This window comes from Halomonas sp. WWR20 (assembly GCF_054602495.1).
The window spans coordinates 65,015-87,563 of sequence record NZ_JBTRHR010000006.1 but is presented as its reverse complement, the minus strand read 5'-3'; the positions used below and the strand labels follow the sequence as shown (position 1 = coordinate 87,563).

13 protein-coding genes are annotated in these 22,549 nt (G+C 58.3%); 7 read left to right on the top strand and 6 right to left on the bottom strand.

Features of this window, described 5'->3' with window-relative positions:
- Nucleotides 1-267 precede the first annotated feature (267 nt).
- Nucleotides 268-1,941: a methyl-accepting chemotaxis protein gene (locus ACW4DH_RS12555; protein WP_459636740.1), complete on the top strand. Its 1,674-nt coding sequence runs from the start codon at nt 268-270 to the stop codon at nt 1,939-1,941.
- A 495-nt stretch (nt 1,942-2,436) separates the two neighbouring features.
- Nucleotides 2,437-4,065 carry a methyl-accepting chemotaxis protein gene (locus ACW4DH_RS12550; protein ID WP_459636739.1) on the top strand — a complete coding sequence of 543 codons (1,629 nt, stop codon included), beginning with the start codon at nt 2,437-2,439 and terminating at the stop codon, nt 4,063-4,065.
- Between the two features lie 557 nt (nt 4,066-4,622).
- Here ACW4DH_RS12550 and ACW4DH_RS12545 read toward each other — a convergent pair.
- On the bottom strand, nt 4,623-5,363 hold the full coding sequence (locus ACW4DH_RS12545; protein WP_459636738.1) for a Crp/Fnr family transcriptional regulator: 741 nt from the start codon (nt 5,361-5,363) through the stop codon (nt 4,623-4,625).
- A gap of 1,025 nt (nt 5,364-6,388) precedes the next feature.
- On the bottom strand, nt 6,389-8,206 hold the full coding sequence (locus tag ACW4DH_RS12540; RefSeq protein WP_459636737.1) for a glycoside hydrolase family 15 protein: 1,818 nt from the start codon (nt 8,204-8,206) through the stop codon (nt 6,389-6,391).
- Between the two features lie 471 nt (nt 8,207-8,677).
- Between ACW4DH_RS12540 and ACW4DH_RS12535 the strand changes: the two genes are divergently transcribed.
- Genes ACW4DH_RS12535 through ACW4DH_RS12515 form a run of 5 tightly spaced genes read left to right on the top strand, consistent with a single transcriptional unit; the run spans nt 8,678 to nt 16,317 of the window.
- A complete protein-coding gene (locus ACW4DH_RS12535; RefSeq protein WP_459636736.1) occupies nt 8,678-10,474 on the top strand; it encodes a thiamine pyrophosphate-requiring protein in 1,797 nt (598 codons plus the stop codon).
- 14 nt (nt 10,475-10,488) lie between these two features.
- On the top strand, nt 10,489-11,589 hold the full coding sequence (locus ACW4DH_RS12530; RefSeq protein ID WP_459636735.1) for an enolase C-terminal domain-like protein: 1,101 nt from the start codon (nt 10,489-10,491) through the stop codon (nt 11,587-11,589).
- A gap of 30 nt (nt 11,590-11,619) precedes the next feature.
- The gene (locus ACW4DH_RS12525) at nt 11,620-14,742 is read left to right on the top strand and encodes an FAD-binding and (Fe-S)-binding domain-containing protein (RefSeq protein WP_459636734.1); all 3,123 of its coding nucleotides are present in this window, start codon (nt 11,620-11,622) and stop codon (nt 14,740-14,742) included.
- A 51-nt stretch (nt 14,743-14,793) separates the two neighbouring features.
- Nucleotides 14,794-15,882 carry an SDR family oxidoreductase gene (locus ACW4DH_RS12520; RefSeq protein ID WP_459636733.1) on the top strand — a complete coding sequence of 363 codons (1,089 nt, stop codon included), beginning with the start codon at nt 14,794-14,796 and terminating at the stop codon, nt 15,880-15,882.
- Nucleotides 15,883-15,939: 57 nt separating this feature from the next.
- Nucleotides 15,940-16,317, top strand: coding sequence for a sensory rhodopsin transducer (locus ACW4DH_RS12515; protein ID WP_459636732.1), 378 nt, complete (start codon nt 15,940-15,942; stop codon nt 16,315-16,317).
- 12 nt (nt 16,318-16,329) lie between these two features.
- Here ACW4DH_RS12515 and ACW4DH_RS12510 read toward each other — a convergent pair whose 3' ends face one another.
- From ACW4DH_RS12510 to ACW4DH_RS12495, 4 genes are all read right to left on the bottom strand, one after another.
- Nucleotides 16,330-17,508 carry a hypothetical protein gene (locus ACW4DH_RS12510; protein WP_459636731.1) on the bottom strand — a complete coding sequence of 393 codons (1,179 nt, stop codon included), beginning with the start codon at nt 17,506-17,508 and terminating at the stop codon, nt 16,330-16,332.
- A 152-nt stretch (nt 17,509-17,660) separates the two neighbouring features.
- Nucleotides 17,661-18,041, bottom strand: a complete 381-nt coding sequence (locus ACW4DH_RS12505; RefSeq protein ID WP_459636730.1) for a SpoIIAA family protein — start codon at nt 18,039-18,041, stop codon at nt 17,661-17,663.
- 46 nt (nt 18,042-18,087) lie between these two features.
- On the bottom strand, nt 18,088-21,204 hold the full coding sequence (locus ACW4DH_RS12500; protein WP_459636729.1) for an efflux RND transporter permease subunit: 3,117 nt from the start codon (nt 21,202-21,204) through the stop codon (nt 18,088-18,090).
- Nucleotides 21,204-22,364, bottom strand: coding sequence for an efflux RND transporter periplasmic adaptor subunit (locus ACW4DH_RS12495; RefSeq protein ID WP_459636728.1), 1,161 nt, complete (start codon nt 22,362-22,364; stop codon nt 21,204-21,206). Before ACW4DH_RS12495 ends, ACW4DH_RS12500 begins: the two co-directional genes overlap by 1 nt.
- Nucleotides 22,365-22,549 lie beyond the last annotated feature (185 nt).

Genomic DNA, 22,549 nt, shown 5'->3' with positions numbered 1-22,549 from the left:
TCAAGCACGATGCGCTCGAGCGTGGCGCTGAGCTTACAAGAACTTGTTTGAATGCGCCGATAGGCGGACCTTCCGCCAAGCGATAGCCTGCTGCTGATACGCCCGCTAGCTGCAGTACGCCGGGTAATGGTGAGCCAGGCGCGGCGGGCCCGCATCGCGTTATATTTTTAGTTCTTGAGCTTATCTTCCTGCCGAGAATGCCGATAGGGATGCTTGGGTGCCGGTGATCAGCCGCACGAAACTTAGCATTCAGGGCGAGAAATGAGCATGACGAATCTATCGGTCAAGAAGAGCCTAACCTTGGCTCTGGCCGTTTTGGTTTTGATGATCGCAGCAATCAGCGGGTTGGGATTCTACTCCAACCATATAAGCGCGAAAGTGGTCAATGAACTATCGGAGATCAACTTCGTCCAGAGCAATACCATTAACCGTACGCAGGTCAATCTGCTTCGTGCGCGCGTCATGCTGGATAAATATGCCACCTATATTCGCCAAGGGCAGGCTGACGCGGCTGATAAAGCGCTGCAACGTGCCAGAGGTGCGCTCAAACAAGCGGAACAACGCTATAATCGCTTCAAGCAAGTACCCGTAAGCGACGATAGCCGCCGTGATCCCTACGTCGATAAAATCGACTCGGCCTATACTGCAATAGTTGTCGACACGCTGCGTCCGCTGATGGAGAAAAACGACCTTGACGAAGTCGCTCGCCAAGAGGAACGCATCAATGAGTTATATCTCTCGTTCGATGCTGCTGTAGAAAGCTTCATCCACTATGTAGAGGAGCGTGGCGATCTACTGCTCGCCGAAGATGCCCAATCCAGTAGTGTGGTCGAGGTCATTGGCATCGCACTGCTTATTCTGGCATTGGCTACGGCAATCGTGGTTCGGATGGGAATGATCCGTACAGTCGTGAAGCCGCTTGACAAGGCCGTCGAACATTTCAAACAAATCGCCCAAGGCAATCTAACGGCGAAGATCGAAGATCGTGGTACTAACGAAATGGGGCAATTGTTTAGTGCCTTGAAGGAAATGCAGATCAAACTCAGCGATTTGGTTCGTTCACTGCGTAGCAGCAGCGATAGTGTATTCACCGGGGCAGGTAATATTGCTACCGGCAGCCAGGATCTATCGTCGCGCACCGAAGAACAGGCCTCGGCCTTGCAGGAAACAGCTTCCAGCATGGAGCAGATGGCTTCAGCCGTCCGACAGAATACGGACTCTGCAATGGAAGCCGATCGACTCTCAGCCAGCGCTTCTGAAGCGGCCGAGGCGGGGGGAGCGGATGTGCAGCGTACAGTCGAGCTGATGCAAGCGATTGCAACGAGCTCCCGAAAAATCAATGAGGTTGTGGAAGTCATTGACTCGATCGCCTTTCAAACCAATATTCTGGCACTCAATGCCTCAGTCGAAGCTGCTCGAGCAGGAGAGCAGGGGCGTGGCTTCGCGGTGGTGGCAAGTGAGGTGCGGTCATTGGCGAGCCGCAGTGCAGAATCGGCCAAGGAAATTCGTACGATGATCGAGTCGACGACATCTCAGATCATCAGCGGAGCTGAGCAGGCAGAGCGTAGCGGCCAGACGATTAGCCGGACCGTGGAGTCGATTCGTCAGGTGTCGAAACTGATGAAGGAGATTTCGACCGCAACGCGGGAACAAAATAGTGGCATTGAACAGATCAATGTGGCTCTGGTGCAGATGGATTCAGTAACCCAACAGAATGCCTCCTTGGTGGGACAGACAAGCACCGCTGCCGCCTCTCTCGAAGACCAGGCGAAGCATCTGGCTGAACTGATTGCGGCCTTCCGAACTGATGATCTGAGTATTTCTACCTCAGTGGCTCGGGGCAATACGACAGTGGCGTCCAATTATCGGCTATCTTCGCCAATGGCTTCGAGAAAAACCGCTGCTAAAGTCGAAGCAACGCAAGAATGGGCCGAGTTTTAAGCGAGTCCAGCCAGACAGCGAGCAGCATGAATTATGGTAAGCCCGGCGTTAAAAGCTGGGCTTCTTTTGGCGAACCCGGCTTTATTCAAAACTTAAGTTCTCTATAAAAGATGCTCTATGTGACAATCGCGAGGGAGACGCTCAGACATGGCAAGAGTCGGTGAAAGTAAAGACGTTTAACGCCGCATGGGTGAGTGTAGGTATTCTAGACAGAGAATATTAGTTTGCATTGCGGGGAGCACAATGAGCGTGACGAATAAAGACAAAACTCATGTAACCGCCATTACAGTAGCCCAGTTTAATTAAGGCTTTTCTTTTTTGCAGGCAGTAGCAGAGGGAGCGGAGCGCGAATTCCTTATAAAGGGATTTGGCAATATGCCCGGCATGAATGAATGTTCAACTTCTATTCGAGCCAGCCGATAACAAGCGTAACGATTAATCCTGTTGGAGGATTCATTTATGTTGTCTCGTTTTAGGATTGGCACTCGACTTAGTATGGCCTTCGGGGTCATTTCGCTACTTCTCATTGGTGTTTTAGGCGCAGGCTTGCTTGGCCTCCAGGCGGTCGAGAATACCGCCAAGACGGCTTTGGAGGTGGATGCTAAATTAGTTTCTAACGCTGCATTAGTGCAACAGCTGGCCTTGGAAGAGCGCCGCTATGAAAAAGATACTTTTATCAATATAGGCGATGCGGAAAAGGTCCTGTCATATCAGAAGAAATGGGAGAACTCTCGCCAGCGCTTAATTGATACTCTCCAGACTGGGGCTGCCTTGTCCCCCTCCGAGAAGCTGGACAAGCTCTACCTAGAGGCTGAAGGTGCTCTCCAAGATTATGCTGAAGGCTTCATGACGGTTTATCAGCAGATTCAAGGCGGTAGCATCACCGATACGGTGCAGGCCAATAAAGCACTGGGTGTTTATAAAAACGATATTTACCATTTGGAAAAGCTGGCGGAAGCCATCAACGAAACTGCTGCACAGAATCTTGCTGTGGCTGAAAGGGTGATCGACAAGCAGTTTTCAAGCTCTCTATGGACGTTACTTACCTTCGCTATCATTGCGTTGATTCTAGCTTTTGTACTCGCCTATACCATTACGCGTAGTATCGTCGTTCCTCTGCATCGAGCCCTGGAGGTGGCTAGACGGGTTGCCGAAGGGGATCTGCGTCAAGAAGTCCTCGTGACAGGAAAGGACGAAACGGCTGATTTGCTGCAAGCGATGGCAGAGATGAGCCGTTCGCTCACTCGCCTTGTCACTTCGTTGCGACAGTCGAGTGAGACGGTTCTGACCGGCGCCAACGAGATTGCGCAGGGCAGTCAGGAATTGGCGGCACGAACCGAGCAACAGGCCGCCGCTATACAGGAAACGGCTTCCAGCATGGAAGAAATGACGGCGACGGTAAGGCAAAATACCGAGTCCGTCAGGGAGGCGGATACGCTGGCGACCGATGCCTCTAGCCGGGCGCAGAGCAGCGGGGAGGAGATAAAGCGGAGTGCTGCGCTGATGCAGGAGGTGGCAGCGGCTTCACATCGTATGCACTCGATCGTAGAAACGATCGACTCTATCGCATTCCAGACGAATATCCTGGCCTTGAACGCTTCGGTAGAGGCGGCCCGTGCTGGGGATAAAGGACGCGGATTTGCGGTGGTCGCCTCGGAGGTGCGGGCACTCGCCAGTCGTAGTGCCGAGTCCGCGAAGGAGATTCGAGGCATGCTGGGCGATACACGTACCAAGATCGACACTTGTGCTTTGCAAGCTGAGCGTGGCGGTCAAACCATAAGCGAAACGGAAGCCGTCATTTACAGGCTGGCATCGTTGATGAGCGAGGTTTCTACAGCGACACGCGAACAGAGTAGCGGTATCGAGCAGATCAATAATGCCATTACCGAAATGGACTCCACCACGCAGCAGAACAGTACTCTAGTGCAACAGTCCAGCGCTGCGGCTTCCACTCTCGAGGAGCAGGCTGCTCGATTGAGGGAATTAGTCGCCGCTTTCCATGTCAATGCTTCCGCCGAATTGCAGGAGTTGGCGATAAGCCGGCCGAGTGGGGCAGGAAACAAGGAGACTGTAGAGTTCGCTGAGCTGAAGCGCCCCACGCTAAGGTATACAGAGACAGCGTAACGCGTGCGACGGGGTTAAGTATGACTCACGCAGCCGTGTAGTGAATCCGTAACGGTACGCAGGATAAAGAGAAAAGAACAGCGGCGCGACCCGAAAAGGTAAGTGGGAGCCGGCCGCTGTATTGGGTACTGTCCATGTGGAGGTGACGTCCTGTCGGCACGAGTCCCTATGTGCCCCATACTGCAATATTCCTGACTGCAGTCGCAAAGCATCCAATGCTACTGGTCGGCATCCTGCCGATGTACTTCCGGGTACGCTGCTTATAGCCTCCTTGCTATTATTGGCAAGATTAAACTTTTAAAAGAAAGTGTGGATTAACAAAGATTAATTTTTTAATGATATTACTTTATTTTACGATGGACATCTTGTTGGTTATTATTTTTACAAAATGTAAAAATAATAATTACTTGTGTGATTTTTTGGCCTGAAATTGTCAAGGCCCTGAGCCAAACCTCCTTGTACAATAAGGGAGCTGTCAAAGTGAGGTTGTGTCACGACTGGCCAGATAGGAGGAACCGGAAGGGCTGCTCTTCTTGCTTCATGCGCTTGTCTAAAGTCTAAAGGTCGCGCGCTAAACTGGGGTCTGCCCGTTCCAGATGCAGGTAAGTCGACTCGAATTCGGAAAATGACTTCAGTGTTTCCCAGCCGTTTATGGTGAGATGTTTCTGCTTGATAGTCACCAAGCCTTCACTGCGCAGCTTCTGGATGACCCTGTTGGTATGCACGATGGTGATTCCCATCGCTTCTCCCAACTCCGCCTGGGTCAAAGGCAAGTAAAAGCTGTGGTCTTCAGTCAAGCCAGCCGCCCGGGAACGCACCAGCAATTCGCAAAATAGATGGGCCAGACGCTTGTCGGCAGGCCGGGCACCTAGATTGAGTAACCACATGCGCAATATCGATTCGTCAACGAGGGCTGACCAGAAGAGCGAACGGGCAAGGCGAGGATGATTGTCAATGATATGCTCTATCTTCTTGCGCGGCATGGATGCAACTTTTGCACGTGTAAGGGTGCGGATCGAGTGGTCCATCATGCGATTAAGCAGAGTGACATGCACGTCACAGAGATCGCCGGGCAGAAGATAGGCCATAATCTGGGCTTTGCCCTGTCGAGTGACCGAGTAGCGGCATGCCCATCCTTTGAGCAAAAGCTGAACATCGTCAGGCCTCTCTCGCTCGCTGAGGATATCGACTCCTTTTTCAACATCGACGGCGCCGGTAACGGCGTCCTCCAGAATCTCTATTTCCTCCGCGGTGTGCTTCTGAAAATTATCCATTTTCTGAATAAAACGGGTAAGCAAGCTATTCTCCTAGGCAAAAAGAAGCTGTCTGCTTACGGCGGGGAAGCAGCTGATTGAGGGCGAAGATAAAGCGGTGCGGTGCTTGGCTCTATAACATAATTGAATTTTTCATTAATTTCCGTTACTTGCGTTCAGATTGGCCCTTCGTCGGCGGAGGCTTCGCAGAAAAACAGGGCAGGGCTGGACACTCGCCAGCCGGGGTCAGCGAGGCTTGCTAAGTTATGTCTGAAAACGCCTGCGCTCACTCATGCAGCGTTGAAAATCAGTTCATTTACCCCTTCTAGACTCGAATGCGAGCCCAGTCCGTTTATCGCCGATTTTTCAGACAGTACGTAAGCCCGAGCCGCGAGGGAAGAGGGAAGGACAGCCAGTGGTCTCGATAAGCATATCAAACTATTTGTTTAATGAGTCTGAATGTTAAAAAGGAGGGGGAATAATATCGAGACCTGACCCTATGTTTCAGGCAGGCGAGGTGATTGAGTTGTATCGAAGGTACACAAGAATATTAACTTTTAGCAGACCTGGAAAAATGGATTAAACTAAAATCGTTAATAAGAGCAGCGGCACGGCCCGATAATCACATGAGAGCCGGCCGCTGCATGGGACACTCATCCATGTGTTGAGGACATCCTGTCGGCACGAGTCCTTCGTGCTATCTGCGGTTTCCTACCGCAGTCGCTTAAAGCTTCCGTTGCTGCCGGCATCCTGCCGGAGTACATCCCAGTACGTGGCTAATGGCTTCCTGTCATTAATGAAAGCATAACGCCCTGCAGAAGCCAAAGAGATAACAGAAGTTAATTTGATGTGATTTCTAACATAATTTTACAAATTCAGCGTTTTGTTCTCCCTGGTGTTTGGAAAGTAAACTGCCGATGTACTTGAGGCCCGTCGCACTTGGCCTGCCATGTTCATGTTCTGATTTATATTGACTGGTTAACGAAGCGAGACGCCTGGCCGTCACTCGAGATGGAGCGTCAAAACTCGATATTGGGTTGATTACAATGAATATCAGATCCTTAAGGCGGTTACTCCTCGCCACGGGATTGCGCGGGTCCTTTCTTCCCTGTCTGGCCACGGCTAAGATTGTGCGCACTGTTGATAAGTCCTACATGAGAGAAAGCTTGAGGAAAGTTACCCAATTGATAGCCATGAACAGGATGGTATTCCTCGGCTAGCAGCCCCAAGTCGTTGCGAATAGACAATAATCTGTTAAATATTGCGCGCGCTTCGTCAATGCGGTCGAGTAGAATCAGGGCATCGACCAGCCAGAAGCTACAGATCACGAAGGCGCCTTCTCCCTCGGTAAGGTGATGCTCTTTTTTTCGATCAGCGAAACGATAAACGAAGCCATCATGTACCAGTTCCTTTTGGATGGCCTCGACCGTGCCTTTTACTCGGGGATCCTCGGCGGGCAGGAAGCCGACCTGGGGAATCAGTAGCAAGGCCGCATCCAGAGCGTCTGAATCATAGCTCTGTACGAAAGTATTGCGTTGCTTATGAAACCCCTTTTCGCACACTTCGTCATGAATGCGCTGACGCAATTCCCGCCAGCGTTCGATATCACCTTCGAGGCCGAAATTCTCGACGCCCTTGATAGCGCGATCTACCGCTACCCAGGCCATGATCTTGGAATGGGTGTAATGCGCTTCATGGCTGCGCCGCTCCCACAGGCTGGAGCCCTTTTCCTGCCAATGTGCCTCGAGATATTCGAGCAGTTGGCACTGCACGCTCCAGATATCCTCATTGGGCTCGATGTGGTTGATGCGGCCCAAATGCAGGCCGTCCATGACCTCACCATAGATATCAAGCTGGCGCTGTAGGTAGGCGCTGTTGCCGATACGCACTGGCTGGCTGCCATTGAACCCTGCTAACCAATCTAGCTCATGCTCGGGGAGGCGGCGCTCACCGGCAATACCATAGATCGGCTGCAGCTTGTCGGGATCACCGGCGACTGCACGCAGGAGCCATTGACGCCAGGCACAGGCTTCTTCCCGATACCCCGAGGCCAGCAGGGCGTAGAGCGTAAAGGTCGCATCGCGCAACCAGGTGTAGCGGTAATCCCAGTTAAGTTTACCCCCCGTCTCTTCAGGCAGAGACGCCGTAGCGGCACCGATGATGCCTCCAGTCTCGATATGAGTCAGCGCCTTGAGAGTGATCAATGAGCGGACCACCGGCTCACGGTACTCGTCGTCAATTTGGCATTTACTGCTCCACTCGAGCCACCACTGGCACGTATTCTTCAAGGCCTGTTCGGCATCTTGGGGCGGCGGCGGCGTGCAGTACGAGCGGAACCAGGTCAGCACGAAGGGGACGCGCTCGTCGGCCTTGACCGTGAACGTGCCTTGAATGATGTGATTTTCGTTATGCAGGGTGACCGGTGTCTCCAGGCGTAGACCGTCCGGGCCGGCGACGGCATTGAAACCCTTCTTGTGGCAATGCGACCAAGGAGCGACGTGCCCGTATCCGAAGCGGAAAGCGGCGTTGGATTGCATTTCCACTTCGCCCTGGCGGCCTTCGACGAGGCGTACCACGTCGACGACGGAATCGTTCTCAGAAGAGAGCGGCATAAAATCGATGACGGCTACGCTCCCGGTCTCGGTTTCGAAAAGCGTTTCCAGAATCAGGGTCTCGCCGCGGTAACGGCGGCTTTGCGAACGAATCCCGCCGGTGGGGGATAGCTGCCAGTAACCATTCTCACGGTTGCCGACGAGGGCCGCGAAACAGGCATCAGAATCGAAGCGGGGCAAGCACAGCCATTCCATCGAGGCGTGGCGATCGATCAAGGCTGCCGTACGCATGTTACTGATAAATCCGTAATCTTCGATTCGCTTCCGCTGGTCCATCATCACTGTCCCTGTTCCGGTGAATAAGGTGCCGTTGAGGAATTCAGGCAAAATTTATTTATTATTTAAATCCGTTTCTTATCATTGTTAAGTCATACCTGCTTTTATTTTGAATTGGCTGTGAGCGTGTGGTTGCCAATCACCATTTTGGCTGCCCGGAGGGTTGATTTTCTTGTTTAAGTGTAACGGATGATAACGGAGTTTGAACTTCTCCTAATGTGAGAAAACCGCCGCCCACTGGAAGGAGTGCATATACAGCATGTTCGTTAAGTTTTCTTGAATTAAATCAGTCTATTGAACTCAATAGTTGGTGAGGGTGACATAGGGCATATTTTATAAGCGAAACGATACGGGGTGAAGGGAATTAGCCTCTGCTGTTATGAGGGTCTATATTTTTATCGGTTTATATCAAGTCGCATGTTTAACATGGTTGATCAAGCATGCGGGCCATCCTTGGCATGGAGGCACGTTATGAGCGAACTCGTAGGAGATTTTTTACTCAAGCGCTTATCCGAATGGAACGTAAAGCGAATTTACGGCTATCCCGGCGATGGCAGCAACGGCATCATGGGGGCGTTGAACCGTGCCGGCGACCAATTCGAATTCATCCAGACCCGCCATGAGGAAATGGCGGCGTTTATGGCATGTGCTCATGCCAAGTTTACCGGTGAGGTGGGGGTGTGCACCGCTACCTCCGGCCCAGGAGCGATTCATCTGCTCAACGGGCTGTACGATGCCAAGAAGGACCATCAGCCAGTGGTGGCGATTGTCGGACAGCAGGCGCAGGCTGCCATGGGTGGCGACTATCAGCAGGAGGTCGATCTCGTCTCGCTGTTCAAGGATGTCGCCCATGAGTATGTACACATGGCGACCAGCCCGGGGCAGATTCGCCATTTGATCGACCGAGCGATACGCATTGCCCTGGCCGAGCGGACGGTCACGGTGATCATCATCCCTAACGACTTGCAATCCCAGCCGGCCGTCGAGACGCCGCCGCATGCTCATGGCACGGTGCACTCCGGTGTCGGCTATTCCAAGCCGCGTACCGTGCCGCATGAGGAAGACCTCATGCGTGCGGCGGCGGTGCTCAACGAAGGTGAGCGTGTGGCGATACTGGTCGGCGCGGGGGCGCTCAATGCCACCGATGAGGTTATCCAGGTCGCGGAAAAGCTTGGCGCCGGGGTGGCCAAGGCGCTGCTGGGTCGTGCGGCGCTGCCCGATGATCTGCCGTTCGTGACCGGGTCTATCGGCCTGTTGGGCACTAATCCCAGTTGGGAAATGATGTCGAACTGCGACACGCTGCTGATGATCGGTTCCACCTTCCCCTATTCCGAATTCCTGCCCGAAGAGGGCCAGGCGCGCGGCGTGCAGGTTGACATCGACGGGCGCATGGTAAGCATGCGCTATCCTATGGAGGTCAATCTGGTCGGCGATAGCGCGGCTACTTTGCAGGCGTTATTGCCTCATCTCAAGCAGAAGACCGACCGTTCCTGGCGCGAGCATATCGAAAAGAGCGTTGCCCAGTGGTGGGATGTGCTTGAAGAACGTGCCATGGCCGATGCCGATCCGGTCAATCCACAGCGTGTATTCTGGGAACTGTCACCGAAGCTGCCCGATAACTGCATCCTGACCAGCGATTCCGGTTCTGCCGCCAACTGGTATGCACGCGATCTCAAGCTGCGTCGCGGCATGATGGCTTCGCTCTCCGGCGGGCTGGCGACCATGGGCAACGGCGTACCCTATGCCATCGCCGCCAAGTTCGCCTATCCCGAGCGGGTCGCCATCGCCCTGGTCGGCGACGGTGCCATGCAGATGAACGGCAACTCGGAACTGGTGACCATCGCCAAGTACTGGCAGCGCTGGTCCAATCCGAACCTGATCATCATGGTACTCAACAATCAGGACCTCAATCAGGTGACCTGGGAAATGCGCGTCATGGAAGGTGACCCCAAATATGCGGCGTCGCAGGATATTCCCGATTTCCCCTATGCCGAATATGCCGAATTGATTGGTCTCAAGGGTATCAAGGTCACTGAGCCCGAGGCTTTGGCGGGGGCCTGGGATCGAGCATTGAGCGCGGATCGTCCGGTGGTGCTGGAAGTCATGGCCGATCCCAACATTCCGCCGATTCCCCCACATATTAAGCCTGAACAGGCGAAAGCCTACATGTCGGCGCTGATGCATGGCGATCCGGATGCGCTGGGTATCGTCAAGGCCTCGTTCAAGCAGTTCGCCCGGGAATTCATTCCCAAGGGGCGCAAGCACTGACACGGGATGAGAGGATGATCCATCAGCATATTCCGATCGAAACGCTTGAAGTGTCGGCGTACAGGGTGCCCACCGACGCGCCGGAATCGGACGGCACCCTGGCGTGGGATTCCACCACTATGGTGCTGGTCGTACTCAAGGCGGCCGGCAAGACCGGGATCGGCTATACCTACGCTCACCAGGCGTGTGCCTCGCTGATTCAGGACAAGCTTGCCAAAATCGTCGCAGGGCATAACGCCTTGGCGGTCCGTGAAGGTTGGCTGAAGATGGTCGAGGCGATTCGCAACCTGGGCCGACCGGGACTTAGTTCGATGGCGATCGCCGCCGTCGATGTGGCGATGTGGGATCTCAAGGCGCGTCTGCTCGATCTGCCGCTGGTGTCGCTGTTGGGTGCGGTGCGCCCAGCAGTGCCGGTGTACGGCAGTGGTGGGTTCACGTCTTATACAAACGAACGATTGCAGGGCCAGTTAGGTCACTGGGTTGAGAGTGGCATCTCGCGCGTCAAGATGAAAATCGGTCGTGAGCCGTCGCATGATCTCGAACGTGTTCGTCTGGCCCGTGAGGCCATCGGTCCCGCTGCCGAGCTGTACGTGGATGCCAACGGGGCCTATGCCCGCAAGCAGGCGCTGACCATGGCCGAGGCTTTTCAAGCCTGCAACGTGACTTGGTACGAGGAGCCGGTGTCGTCGGATGACCTGAGCGGCTTGCGACTGTTGCGTGACCGGGTGCCGGGGAGTGTCGAGATCTCAGCGGGGGAGTACGGCTTCGATCTGGCGTATTTCCGTTGCATGCTTGAAGCCGGTGCGGTGGACGTGTTGCAGGCCGACCTGACGCGCTGCGCCGGGATTACCGGCTTTCTCGACGTGGCGGTGCTATGTGACGCCCATCAGATTCCGCTGTCGTCACATACCGCGCCGGCGCTGCACATGCACCCCGGTTGTTGTGCAACGCCGGTGCGTCACCTGGAGTACTTTCACGATCATGCGCGTATCGAGTCGATGCTGTTCGACGGCAGAGTCGGCCCCGATGGGCAGGGCAATATGAGCCCCGACCTTTCGCGGCCTGGCTTGGGACTGACGTTCAAGGATAAAGAGGCAGAACGTTTCAAGCTTTAAGTTTCCCAATTCCAACCACAGGAACTGGCGATGAACGATCTGACTAGCACGTCTCGCTCGATGGCCCGAGACGGGGCGCAGGATGCCCACCAGCCCCATTATCGCAACCTGGCCGAGGCGCTCGCCGGGGCGATCGAGGGGGAAGTGCGCTTCGACACGGGGAGCCGAGCATTGTATGCCAATGACGCCTCGAACTACCGCCAACCGCCGATCGGCGTCACTATCCCCAGGACGGTGGAAGACATCATTGCCATTCACCGCATCTGCCATGCGCATGGCGTGCCGATCCTGTCGCGCGGGGCCGGCACCAGCCTGTCGGGGGAGACCGTCAACCACGCGGTGGTGATGGACCATTCCAAATACCTGCATCACATCATCGATATCGACACCGAGCGCAAATACGTGACCGTGCAGGGCGGGGCGGTCAACGACAAGGTCAACCAGGCGCTGGGCCCCTACAACCTGGTGTTTCCGCCCGACCCCTCCACCCACGAGTGGTGCACCATCGGCGGCAACCTCGGCAACAATTCCTGCGGCGTTCACTCGGTGCAGGCGCAGTGCTACGGTCATGGGCCGCGCACCTGCGACAACGTCCACTCGCTGGATGTTCTCACCTACGACGGCGTGCGCATGACGCTCAAGGATGGCTACAGCGAGGCGGAAATCGACGCCATCATCGCCCAGGGCGGACGCCAAGGCGATATCTTTGCCAAGTTGAAAGCCCTGCGCGACAAGTATGCCGAGCGGATTCGCCAATGCTATCCACAGATAAGACATATGCCGCGCCGCGTATCGGGCTACAACCTCGACGACCTGTTGCCGGAGCGCGGCTTCAACCTCGCCAGTGCCCTATGCGGCACCGAGGGCACCTGCATGACGGTGCTGCATGCCACTCTCAAGCTGACCGACAACGTCCAACACCGCACCCTAATGGTGGTGGGCTTCAATAATGTCGAGGAAGCCGGCGATCATGTGCCGCTGATCATCGAAGCGAGACCGATCGCGCTGGAAGCCATTGACAAGCGGTTGTTCGACAATGAAGCCCAGCAACACATGCATGAAGAGACCCTCGGTCAGTTGCCGAAAGGCGGTGCATTCTTATTGGTCGAGTTTGGCGGCGAGGACGCCGAGGACACCTGCGCCCAGGCCGAACGCCTGATCGAGAAACTCAAGCGGGCCAATAGTGCCCTGGTCGATTACGACATTATCGACGACAAGGAGAAGGCCGGCAGCATCTGGGCGGTGCGCAAGGCCGGGTTGGGGGCGACGGCGTTCCCGCCGCCCACTCAGAAGCCGCACTGGCCCGGCTGGGAGGATTCCGCGGTGCCGCCCGACAAGGTCGGCGAGTACGTACGCGATCTGAAAGGCCTCTACAAGAAATACGACTATGTCGGCTCCATGTACGGGCACTTCGGTCAGGGCTGCATCCACTCACGTATCAATTTCGACCTGGAGTCGCACGAGGGCGTCGAGAAGTATCGTCGCTTTGCGAAAGAGGCCGCCGATCTGGTGGTGTCCTATGGCGGTTCGCTATCCGGCGAACATGGCGACGGCCAGGCGCGGGGCGAGCTGTTGGAGCGCATGTACGGCGCGGAACTGATCGAGGCTTTCCGCGAATTCAAGCGTATCTGGGACCCGCAGTGGAAGATGAACCCGGGTAAAGTCGTCGATCCTTACCGGCTCGATGAGAACCTGCGCCTGATTCACTATGAGCCGCACCAGGTCGAAACCACTTTCAAGTTTCCCGACGATAAGCGCAGCTTCGCCCGAGTCGCGTTTCGCTGTGTGGGGGTCGGCAAATGCCGCAGCGATAGCGGTACCATGTGTCCCAGTTACATGGTGACGCGCGAGGAGAAGCACACTACGCGAGGCCGGGCGCGACTGCTGTTCGAGATGATGAACGGCGATACGATTACCGACGGCTGGCAGTCGGAGGAGGTGCGCGAGTCGCTCGATCTGTGTCTGGCCTGCAAGGGCTGCAAGAACGACTGTCCGGTCAACGTCGATATGGCCACCTACAAGGCCGAGTTCCTGTCGCACTATTATAAGCCTGGCGCGCACCGGCGGCCGCTGTTTCACTATGCCTTCGGCTTCATCGACCGCTGGTCGCGGCTGGCCTCGAGAATGCCGGCGGTAACCAACTTCGTCACCCAGGCGCCACTGCTCAGTACGTTGACCAAGGGCCTTACCTCCATGCCCCAGCAGCGTCAGGCCCCGACCTACGCCCCCGAGACGTTCAAGGCCTGGTTTGCCCAGCGCCCCATCGTCAATGCGCAGGCCGCGCCGGTCATGCTGTGGGCGGATACCTTCAGCAACCACTTCTACCCTGAGACTGCCCGGGCCGCCACCGAGGTGCTCGAGGCGGCGGGTTATCGCGTGATGATCCCGCCCGAGGGGATGTGCTGTGGGCGGCCGTTATACGACTTCGGGCTGCTCGACCATGCCAAGCAATACCTCGAACAGGTGATGAGCCGCCTGGATGACGTGATCAAGCAAGGCATACCGCTCATCGGCCTGGAACCGTCGTGTATCTCGGTGTTCCGCGACGAGTTGCCCAACCTGTTTCCTGACGATGCCCGCGTTAAACGGCTGCACGATAACAGCATGATGCTCAGCGATTTCCTGGTTCGGCGGGCCAAGAGCTATCGACCGCCGCAATTCAAGCGCAAGGCGCTGGTGCATGGCCATTGTCACCATAAGGCGATCATGCACCTGGATGCCGAACAGGCCCTGATGCAGAAGATGGGGTTGGAGTACGAGGTGCTCGACTCCGGTTGTTGCGGCATGTCCGGTTCGTTCGGCTTCGAGCGCGACAAGTACGACGTGTCGATCGGGGCTGGTGAGCGGGTGCTGCTGCCGCGAGTGCGCGACGCCGATGAAGACACCTTGATCATCACCAACGGCTTCAGTTGCCGGGAGCAGATCGCGCAGACCACGCCGCGTCGCGCGTTGCATATCGCCGAAGTCCTGCGCATGGCCATGGATAGCGCAAAGGGGCCGCAAGCTGGACCGCCGGAGCAGGGGATCGTCGAGCGGCGCGCCCAGGCGCAGCGCCAGTCCAATCGGCGCGCTGCGACAATGGCCGGTATAGCCGTTGCCGCAGGTGTGTGGCTATGGACGCTGCAGCACCGCCATCAACGCGATAGACACTGATAGCCGAGAGCGTAAGCATTTGCAGAGCATTCACACAGGAGGCATAACGACATGGAAAAGCGTCATGAGGTAGTGGTGATTACCGGCGCCGGCGCCGGCCTGGCACGCGCCACGGCGCGCGAATTCGCCCGTCACGGCGCCCACCTGGGGCTAATTTCACGCGATCCGGGGCGCCTTGAGGCGGTAAAAAGCGAAGTCGAAGCGCTAGGTGGACGGGCGGTGACGGTCAGCGCCGATGTTTCCGATGCCGCCCAGGTCGAGCAGGCTGCTGAGCTGATCGAGGCGCAGCTGGGGCCCATCGATATCTGGGTCAACGGTGCCATGACCACGGTATTCTCGCCGTTGCACGCCATGAGCCCCGAGGAGTTTCGGCGGGTTACCGAGGTGACCTATCTGGGCTTCGTACATGGCACCATGGCAGCGCTGAAGCGCATGCGGGCCCGCAACCACGGCACCATCGTGCAGATCGGCTCGGCTTTGGCGTATCGGCCGATACCGCTGCAGACCGCCTACTGCGGTGCCAAGCATGCCATCAAGGGCATGACCGAAGGGCTACGTTGCGAGCTGATGAACGAGGGCAGCAGCGTACATGTGACTCTCGTCGAAATGCCCGGACTCAATACGCCGCAGTTCGACTGGTGCAAGAGCCACCTGCCTAGGCGGGCACGCCCCGTCGCCCCTGTCTACCAGCCAGAAGTGGGGGCGCGGGCCGTCTACTGGTCCGCTCACCACCGTCGGCGTCAGCTGTATGTGGGGCTCTCGTCGGTCCTGACCATCTGGGGCAACAAACTGGCGCCGGGGCTGATGGATCGTTTCATGGCGAAAACGGCGGTAAGCGGGCAGCAGACGTCTGAACCACAGGACTCCGCGCGTCCCGACAATCTATGGCAGCCGGTCAAGGGAGAGGTCGGCGCACGCGGGCGTTTCGGGCATGAGGCTCACGACCGCAGCGTACAGCAGTGGGTGACCACTCACCGCCGCCAGATCGGTCTGGCCGCAGGCGCCGCCTTGCTGGTGGGAGCCGCGGCGTGCGGTGCCCGGCATCGCCAGCGCGACCGGCGCCATCAGGAGGTGACGCGATTGAGTAACCAGGCACTGGCCCGGGATATCCAGGTAAATACCGAAGGCGTCATCTCGTAACGTGGTGTTCGCCATAACGACGAACCCTCCAGAACTGCGGATCAGAGGAGCCATCGCATGCCAATCGATGTCGGTCGATTATATTGGGCCATTGCCGAGGGGCATATTCCCGGTGACAGTCACGGCCCCGAGCCCCAGATGACCAGCCACGAAACCGTCTGCATTCTCAATGCCTCGCCTCGCGAGGCACATGTCAGCATCATGCTCTACTTTACCGATCGCGAACCGGTGGGGCCTTATGAAATTCATGTGCCTGCCCGGCGTACGCGCCACGTGCGCTTCAATGACCTCGAGGATCCCCAGCCGATTCCTCGCGATACCGATTTTGCCAGCGTCATCGAATCCGACGTACCGATCGTCGTGCAACATACCCGGCTCGACTCACGCCAGAGCGAGTTGGCGCTGCTGAGCACCATGGCGTTTCCGGTGAGTTGAGCCAAGCAGCGTTCAGTCACCCACGACCGTCACGGTATTGGAGCGGGGCATGTTCTTGAGTGACTGCGCCTGGGCCAGCAACTGAGAGACGACCGTCAGCACCTGACCGGATTGGCCGCCCTCGGGGCCCGTGGGAATGGCGTAACGCGTACCGTCGAATTCGGTCGCCACGAGGACGTGTTCCAGCCCCGACGCCGGCATGACCCGGAGCAGCGGCTGCCATCCTTGGGCGGTGTGAATCTTCAGGGGGTGTTCATGCGTCTGCTGGGCCCGGATGACGCCGCCCAAGTAGTCCAGCACTTCGGCGAGCGAGCGGGTGTACAGTTCGATCGTGCCCTGCTCCGATACGAAACTGATTCGCGCCCGGCCGGTGCTGCCGAAGAAGAGCGGATCGGTGGCGGCGTACTGGTGACCTACGCCGAAGTCGCAATAGGCTTGGGCGAACAGAGGCTCCTGGGCATGGCTAAAGCAGAAGCGGGCGGCTTCACGCACCCGGACGAGCTGGTAGTGATGGGCGTCGTCGGTCTGCTGCAGGGCCAGGCCCCGCTGATGCACGGACAGTAGATCGTCGAGGTTGGGCGGTTGTGTCATGTGGAGCGAAGGGCCGACCTGGTTAACCAGGCCGATCGTTTCCAGCGTGAGACCTTGACTAACGAAGCGCCGCACGATCCCCTGGAAGTCCTGATACTGGTCCGGCCGGTCCGGCGCGTTCACTGCCTGGATGTCGCGATCCGGTGTATGGACGTGGATGCGTTCGAGAAACAGGGTCAGCAGCAGTTCGAGGGGAAAGTTCTGCTGCACGTAATCGTTAAGACGCGTCGTGCTGATCGGGGTCAGATAGCGGCGGTAGAACTCTTGATTATCCAGTAGCGCAACCTCGAACCAAGGTCCCTGTTCGATGGATACCTGCGGGTTGAAGGTGAACTGCGATGGGGCGTCCGCGCCGAATGGTACGCTGAGGTTGGCACCGGCATTGATACGGCTGCGCCCGCGGATCGTCGAGAGTGAGGTGAAATGGGCGGGACGTGATGCACTGCGTCTAAGAATGTTGAGCAGTAACGCCTCGTCTTGGAGTTCGCCGTACTCCTGATTGATCGTCGCCATGGAGACCGACAGGCGCTCTCCACCCACGCACCCGGAGAGCAGGACGGCGAACGCCAGGAGCGCTCCAAGGCCGATAGAGTCTTTCATTGAATGGTAGGACCTCCTGTCCCTGACAACCGTTCGCTGGCGTAAACCAAGCGCTGTCTGAAAAATGGATCATGGGCGCCAATGTGAGATGACGTTTTGAACAGCACCTGGGAATTGCGTCTCGGGGCGGTTCATACGGCGTGGTCGAAGGTTCAGGGCATGGGGGTCTGACGCACCCAGTCGGCTGCGGCGTCTTTCTGGGTGGTAGGAAAGACTCTGACGTCCATGGCGGTGAGCAAGCGGTTTTCCCACTCGACCATGTGCTTGATCCAGCTGCGGTCGGTGATCACCGCGATACGATAGAAGCGCGACAACTGACGTAGCTGGCTCAGGCCATAGCCCATGTCCTTGAGAATCGCAGCGATGCTCATGGCGTTCATGGTGTCGATCTCGGCATAGACGCTGATGCGGCTCTCGTCGCGTTTCTTTTTCTCGATGCTATCGATCGCCTGCTCAAGCTCGGACTCGCTGAATTTGCCGCTGACCCGCATGGCGACCACGTGGGGGGCGATGGGCACTAGGAATTCGATCATGGACCTGCTCCGCTGAGATGTGTTTTTTTAGCGTAGCAGGCCGTGGCTAGCGTGGCGCCTGCGGCGTCTCCTGCATCTCCCGCGCCAGCCGGCGGCTGACATCTCCCGGCGAGCCGGTGCGGCGCGCCAGCAGATCGTAGGCGACAGGAACGACCAGCAGAGTAAACAGTGTCGCCGCCGCCACCCCGCAGAAGATCACCGTACCGATGACGATGCGTGTCTCGGCGCCGGGACCGCTGGCGAGAATCAACGGCACGGCGCCGGCGATGGTGGTCACGGCGGTCATCAGGATCGGACGCAGCCGGACCACGGAGGCTTCTATCAGCGCGTCGCGAAACGCCTGGCCCTCGTCCCGCAGTTGATTGGCGAACTCGACGATGAGGATGCCGTTCTTGGCGGCGAGCCCCACCAGCATCACCAACCCCACCTGGCTGTAGATGTTCAGCGTCTGACCGGTGAGCCACAAGCCGAACAGGGCACCGCTCATCGCCAGCGGCACGGTAAGCATGATCACCAGCGGATGGATGAAGCTCTCGAACTGCGCGGCCAGCACCAGAAACACCACCAGTACGCCGAGAATCAGCAGGAACGATGTCGCACCGCTGGCCTGCTGATAGTCGCGTGACGGCCCCTTGTAGTCGAGGATCGCCTCGGCAGGCAGAATCTCGCTGGCGGTGTGCTGGAGATACTCCAGCGCCTCGCCCAGGGTCGTGCCATCGGCGAGATCGGCTTCCAGGGTAATCGCTCGTACGCGGTTGAAGCGGTGGAGTTCGCTGGCCCCGGCATAGTCGCTGAGCGTGACCAGGCTCGCCAGCGGAATCAACTCGCCGGTGCGTTGCGAGCGGACCTGGATGTTATCCAGCGAGCGTGGACTGCGCTGATGATCACGGGCGCCCTCGACGATGACATCGTATTCCTCGCCGTTGTCGACGTAGCGGGTCACGCTGCGCCCGCCGAGCAGGGTTTCCAGCGTGCGGCCGATCTGGCTTACGGTGACACCCAACGAGGCGGCGCGATCGTAATCGATATCGATGCGCAGCTGCGGCTGGGTCTCCTTGTAGTCGCTGTCGACATCGATCAGGCCGGAATCGTCCTGACGAATGCGTGCGAACATGGCGTCACGCCACTCGGCCAGCTGTTCGTAAGTGCCACCGCCAAGCACGAATTGCACCGGCTTCTGCACCCGACCGCCGAAACCCTGGCGCATCACCGGGGCCGCGGTGACGCCGGGCAAGCTGGCGAGCCGTTGGCGCACATCGGCCATGATTTCCCAGGCGGAGCGGCGCGTACCCCAATCGCTGAGGCTGATGATAGCCATGCCGCTATTGAAAGTTTCGATGTTGCCGTAGCCGCGCGGGGCGCGTATCGCGATGCGCTCGATCTCGCCGTTGTCGACCAGCGGCAGCAGGCGGTTCTCGATCTCGTCCATGTAATCCTGCATGTAGGAGAACGTCGCCCCTTGTGGCCCGTTGACCACTAGGAAGAAACTGCCACGATCCTCCTGGGGGGTGTATTCGTTGGGAATCTGCACGAACAGCCAAGCGGCGGCGGCGATCAGCACGACGAACACCATTACTGTCAGGATGCGCAGTTGCAACAGCTTCTCCAAAAGCCGGCGGTAGAGGCGCTGCGTTGCATCGAGCAGAACATGCACGCCACGGCTGATGCGGCTCTCGTGCATGCGCGGATCGAGTATCTTCGAGCACAGCATGGGCGCCAGCGACAGCGCCAGCAGACTCGACAGCGCCACGGCGGAGGCCAGCGTCAGCGCGAACTCGGCGAACAGCCGGCCGACATCGCCCTGTAGAAAGCTCAGCGGTACGAAGACCGCGATCAGCACCAGTGTGGTGGCAATCACCGCGAAGCCGATCTGACGGGTGCCGCGATAGGCAGCCACCAGCGGCGTTTCGCCGTACACCTGCATGCGTCGGTGAACGTTCTCGAGCACCACGATGGCATCATCCACCACCAGCCCGATCGACAGCACCAGCGCCAGTAGCGTCAGCAGGTTGAGTGTGAAGCCGAAGACGGCCAGGGCGATGAAGGTGCCTATCACTGCCACTGGTACCGTCACCGCCGGCACCAGCGTGGTGCGCAGGTTGCCAAGAAACAGGAAGATCACCACCACCACCAGCGCCATGGCGATAAACAGCGTCGAGACGACCTCGTCCAAGGCTCCGGCGACGAACACCGACGAGTCGAAACTCAGCCGCAGTTGCATGCCTTCGGGCAGGGTCGGGGCCAGGCGTTCCATCTCGGCCTGTACGCCCCGCGAGACCTCCAGTACGTTGGCGGTGGATTGCTTCATCATGCCCAGCCCAACCATGGGCGCCGCGTTGCCGCGAAACAGCGAACGCTCCTCCACCGAGCCGACTTCTACCTGGGCGACGTCCGCCAGGCGCACCAGATAGCCATCATTGCCCTGCGCCAACACCAGGGCGCGGAAACTCTCGGGGCTGGCGAAGCTACGCGGCAGGCGCAGCGTGAACTGACGGTCGCGGGACTCCAGGAAGCCTGCCGGCAATTCGACGTTTTCCGCGCGCAGGGCGTCTTCCACATCGCCCACCGTCAGGTTGCGTGCCGCCAGGGCATTGCGATCGAGCCACACGCGCATGGCGTATTCCTTGCCGCCGCCCACGCGCACCCGAGCCACCCCGGATTGCGTGGAGAAGCGATCCACCAGGTAGCGGTTGGCATAGTCGGTGAGCTCGGCGATGCTGTAGCCCTCGCCGGAAAGGCTCAGCCACATCACCACGTCTTCGTTGCTGTCGGCCTTTTCGACTTCGGGAGGGTCGGCCTCGTCAGGCAGATTGTTGGCAGCTCCCGAGATACGGTCGCGAATGTCGTTGGCGGCGGCTTCGATGTCCCGATCCAGCGAGAAGGTCACGGTGATCTCGGACTCGCCATCCTCGCTGCTGGACTCGATCAGCTCGATGCCTTCGATACCGGCAATACGATCCTCAAGCACTTGGGTGATGCGGGTTTCCACCACGTCTGCCGAGGCGCCTGGATAACCGGTATCGATACTCACCACGGGGGGATCGATGGCCGGATACTCTTGTAGCGGCAGCCGCTCGAGCGCCAGCAGTCCGAAGGCAACCAACAGCAGCGACAGAACGGTGGCCAGTACCGGACGCTGGATAGAGAGGTCCGACAGACGCATCAGTCACTGTCTCCGGCGTTGGCGGGGCGGTTGGCCTTAAGGATCTCCGCGATGTCCCGGCTGCCATCATCGATGGCGAGCAGCTCGACCCGGTCCCCCTCGCGGACCTTGAGCAAGCCATGGCTGACGACCAACTCGCCTGCGGCAAGGCCGGCAACGATTTCGACCTCGCCGGCACGCCGCTCGCCGATCTCGACCTCGCGCTGCGTCACGCGGTTGTCGTCGGCTGGGTCGATCGCCATCACGTACTGGCGCTCGCCATTGGGAATCAGTACCGATTCCGGCACCACCAGCGCCTGGCGCGGGCGGCGTTCGAGCACGATCTCCATCAGCATGCCGGGGCGTAGCTCACGCTGGGGGTTGGGCAGCAGGGCACGCACGCTGACGCTGCGCGTGATCGGGTCGATGCGCGTCCCGACATGGCCCACCTCGCCCGAGAAAACCCGCTCGGGATAGCTGGGCGTCGTCGCCGACAGTGTCAGGCCAGGACGCAGTACCGACAGGAAGGTCGCCGGGACGGTAAAGTCGAGCTTCATGACGTCGAGCTTGTCCAGCGTGGCAAGCTCGGTGCCGGGGGTGACCAGCGTGCCCACGCTGACGTTGCGCAAACCGATCGTTCCGGCAAAGGGTGCGCGCAGGCGGCGATCGGCGAGACGCGCTTGAATGGCGTCGATATCGGCTTGGACCTGGCGCAGTTGCGAACGGGTATCCTCGACGTTGGCGCGCGCTCCGAGGTTGCGTTCCTGCAACTGGCGGGCACGGTTCAGGGCATTCTGGCGTTCATCGCGTAGTGCCTGGGCGGCACGCAGTTGTGCCTGAGTCTCGGCATCATCGAGACGAATCAGCACCTTCCCCGCGCTGACTTCGTCGCCACTGTCGAAGTTCAGTTCGGCGATGGTGCCGGTTACGGTGGCGGACAGTGTGACGCTCTCGTCGGCACTCAGCGTTCCCAGCGCTTCCAGCGGATCGCTCCAGGTCGACAGGCTGGCGCGGGCGGCGATGACCTGGGTGCGATTCTCGGGAACGTCGGCCTGTCCCCAGGCCGGGATTATGCCGGATATCCCCGCCATGATGCTGAGCAGCATTACGCAGAGTCGCATGACAACGCCGTGGCGGCGCCGGGCGGTATCTCGAAAAGGCAGCAGGCTGAGTGATGTCATGAGAGCTCGTTATCGGGCTGGTCGTGGCGGCTCCGCAGGTCACCGGAACGCGCCGGCAGGAGGACGGTCATGGCGTACAGTTTGCCATAACATGGCTGGCATAAGCGTGAGCGTTACGCAAAGTGGCGTTCGCTATTGCTGCGATCCCAGGGCGTCCAATTCTGTTAGAATACGCGGTTTTTACG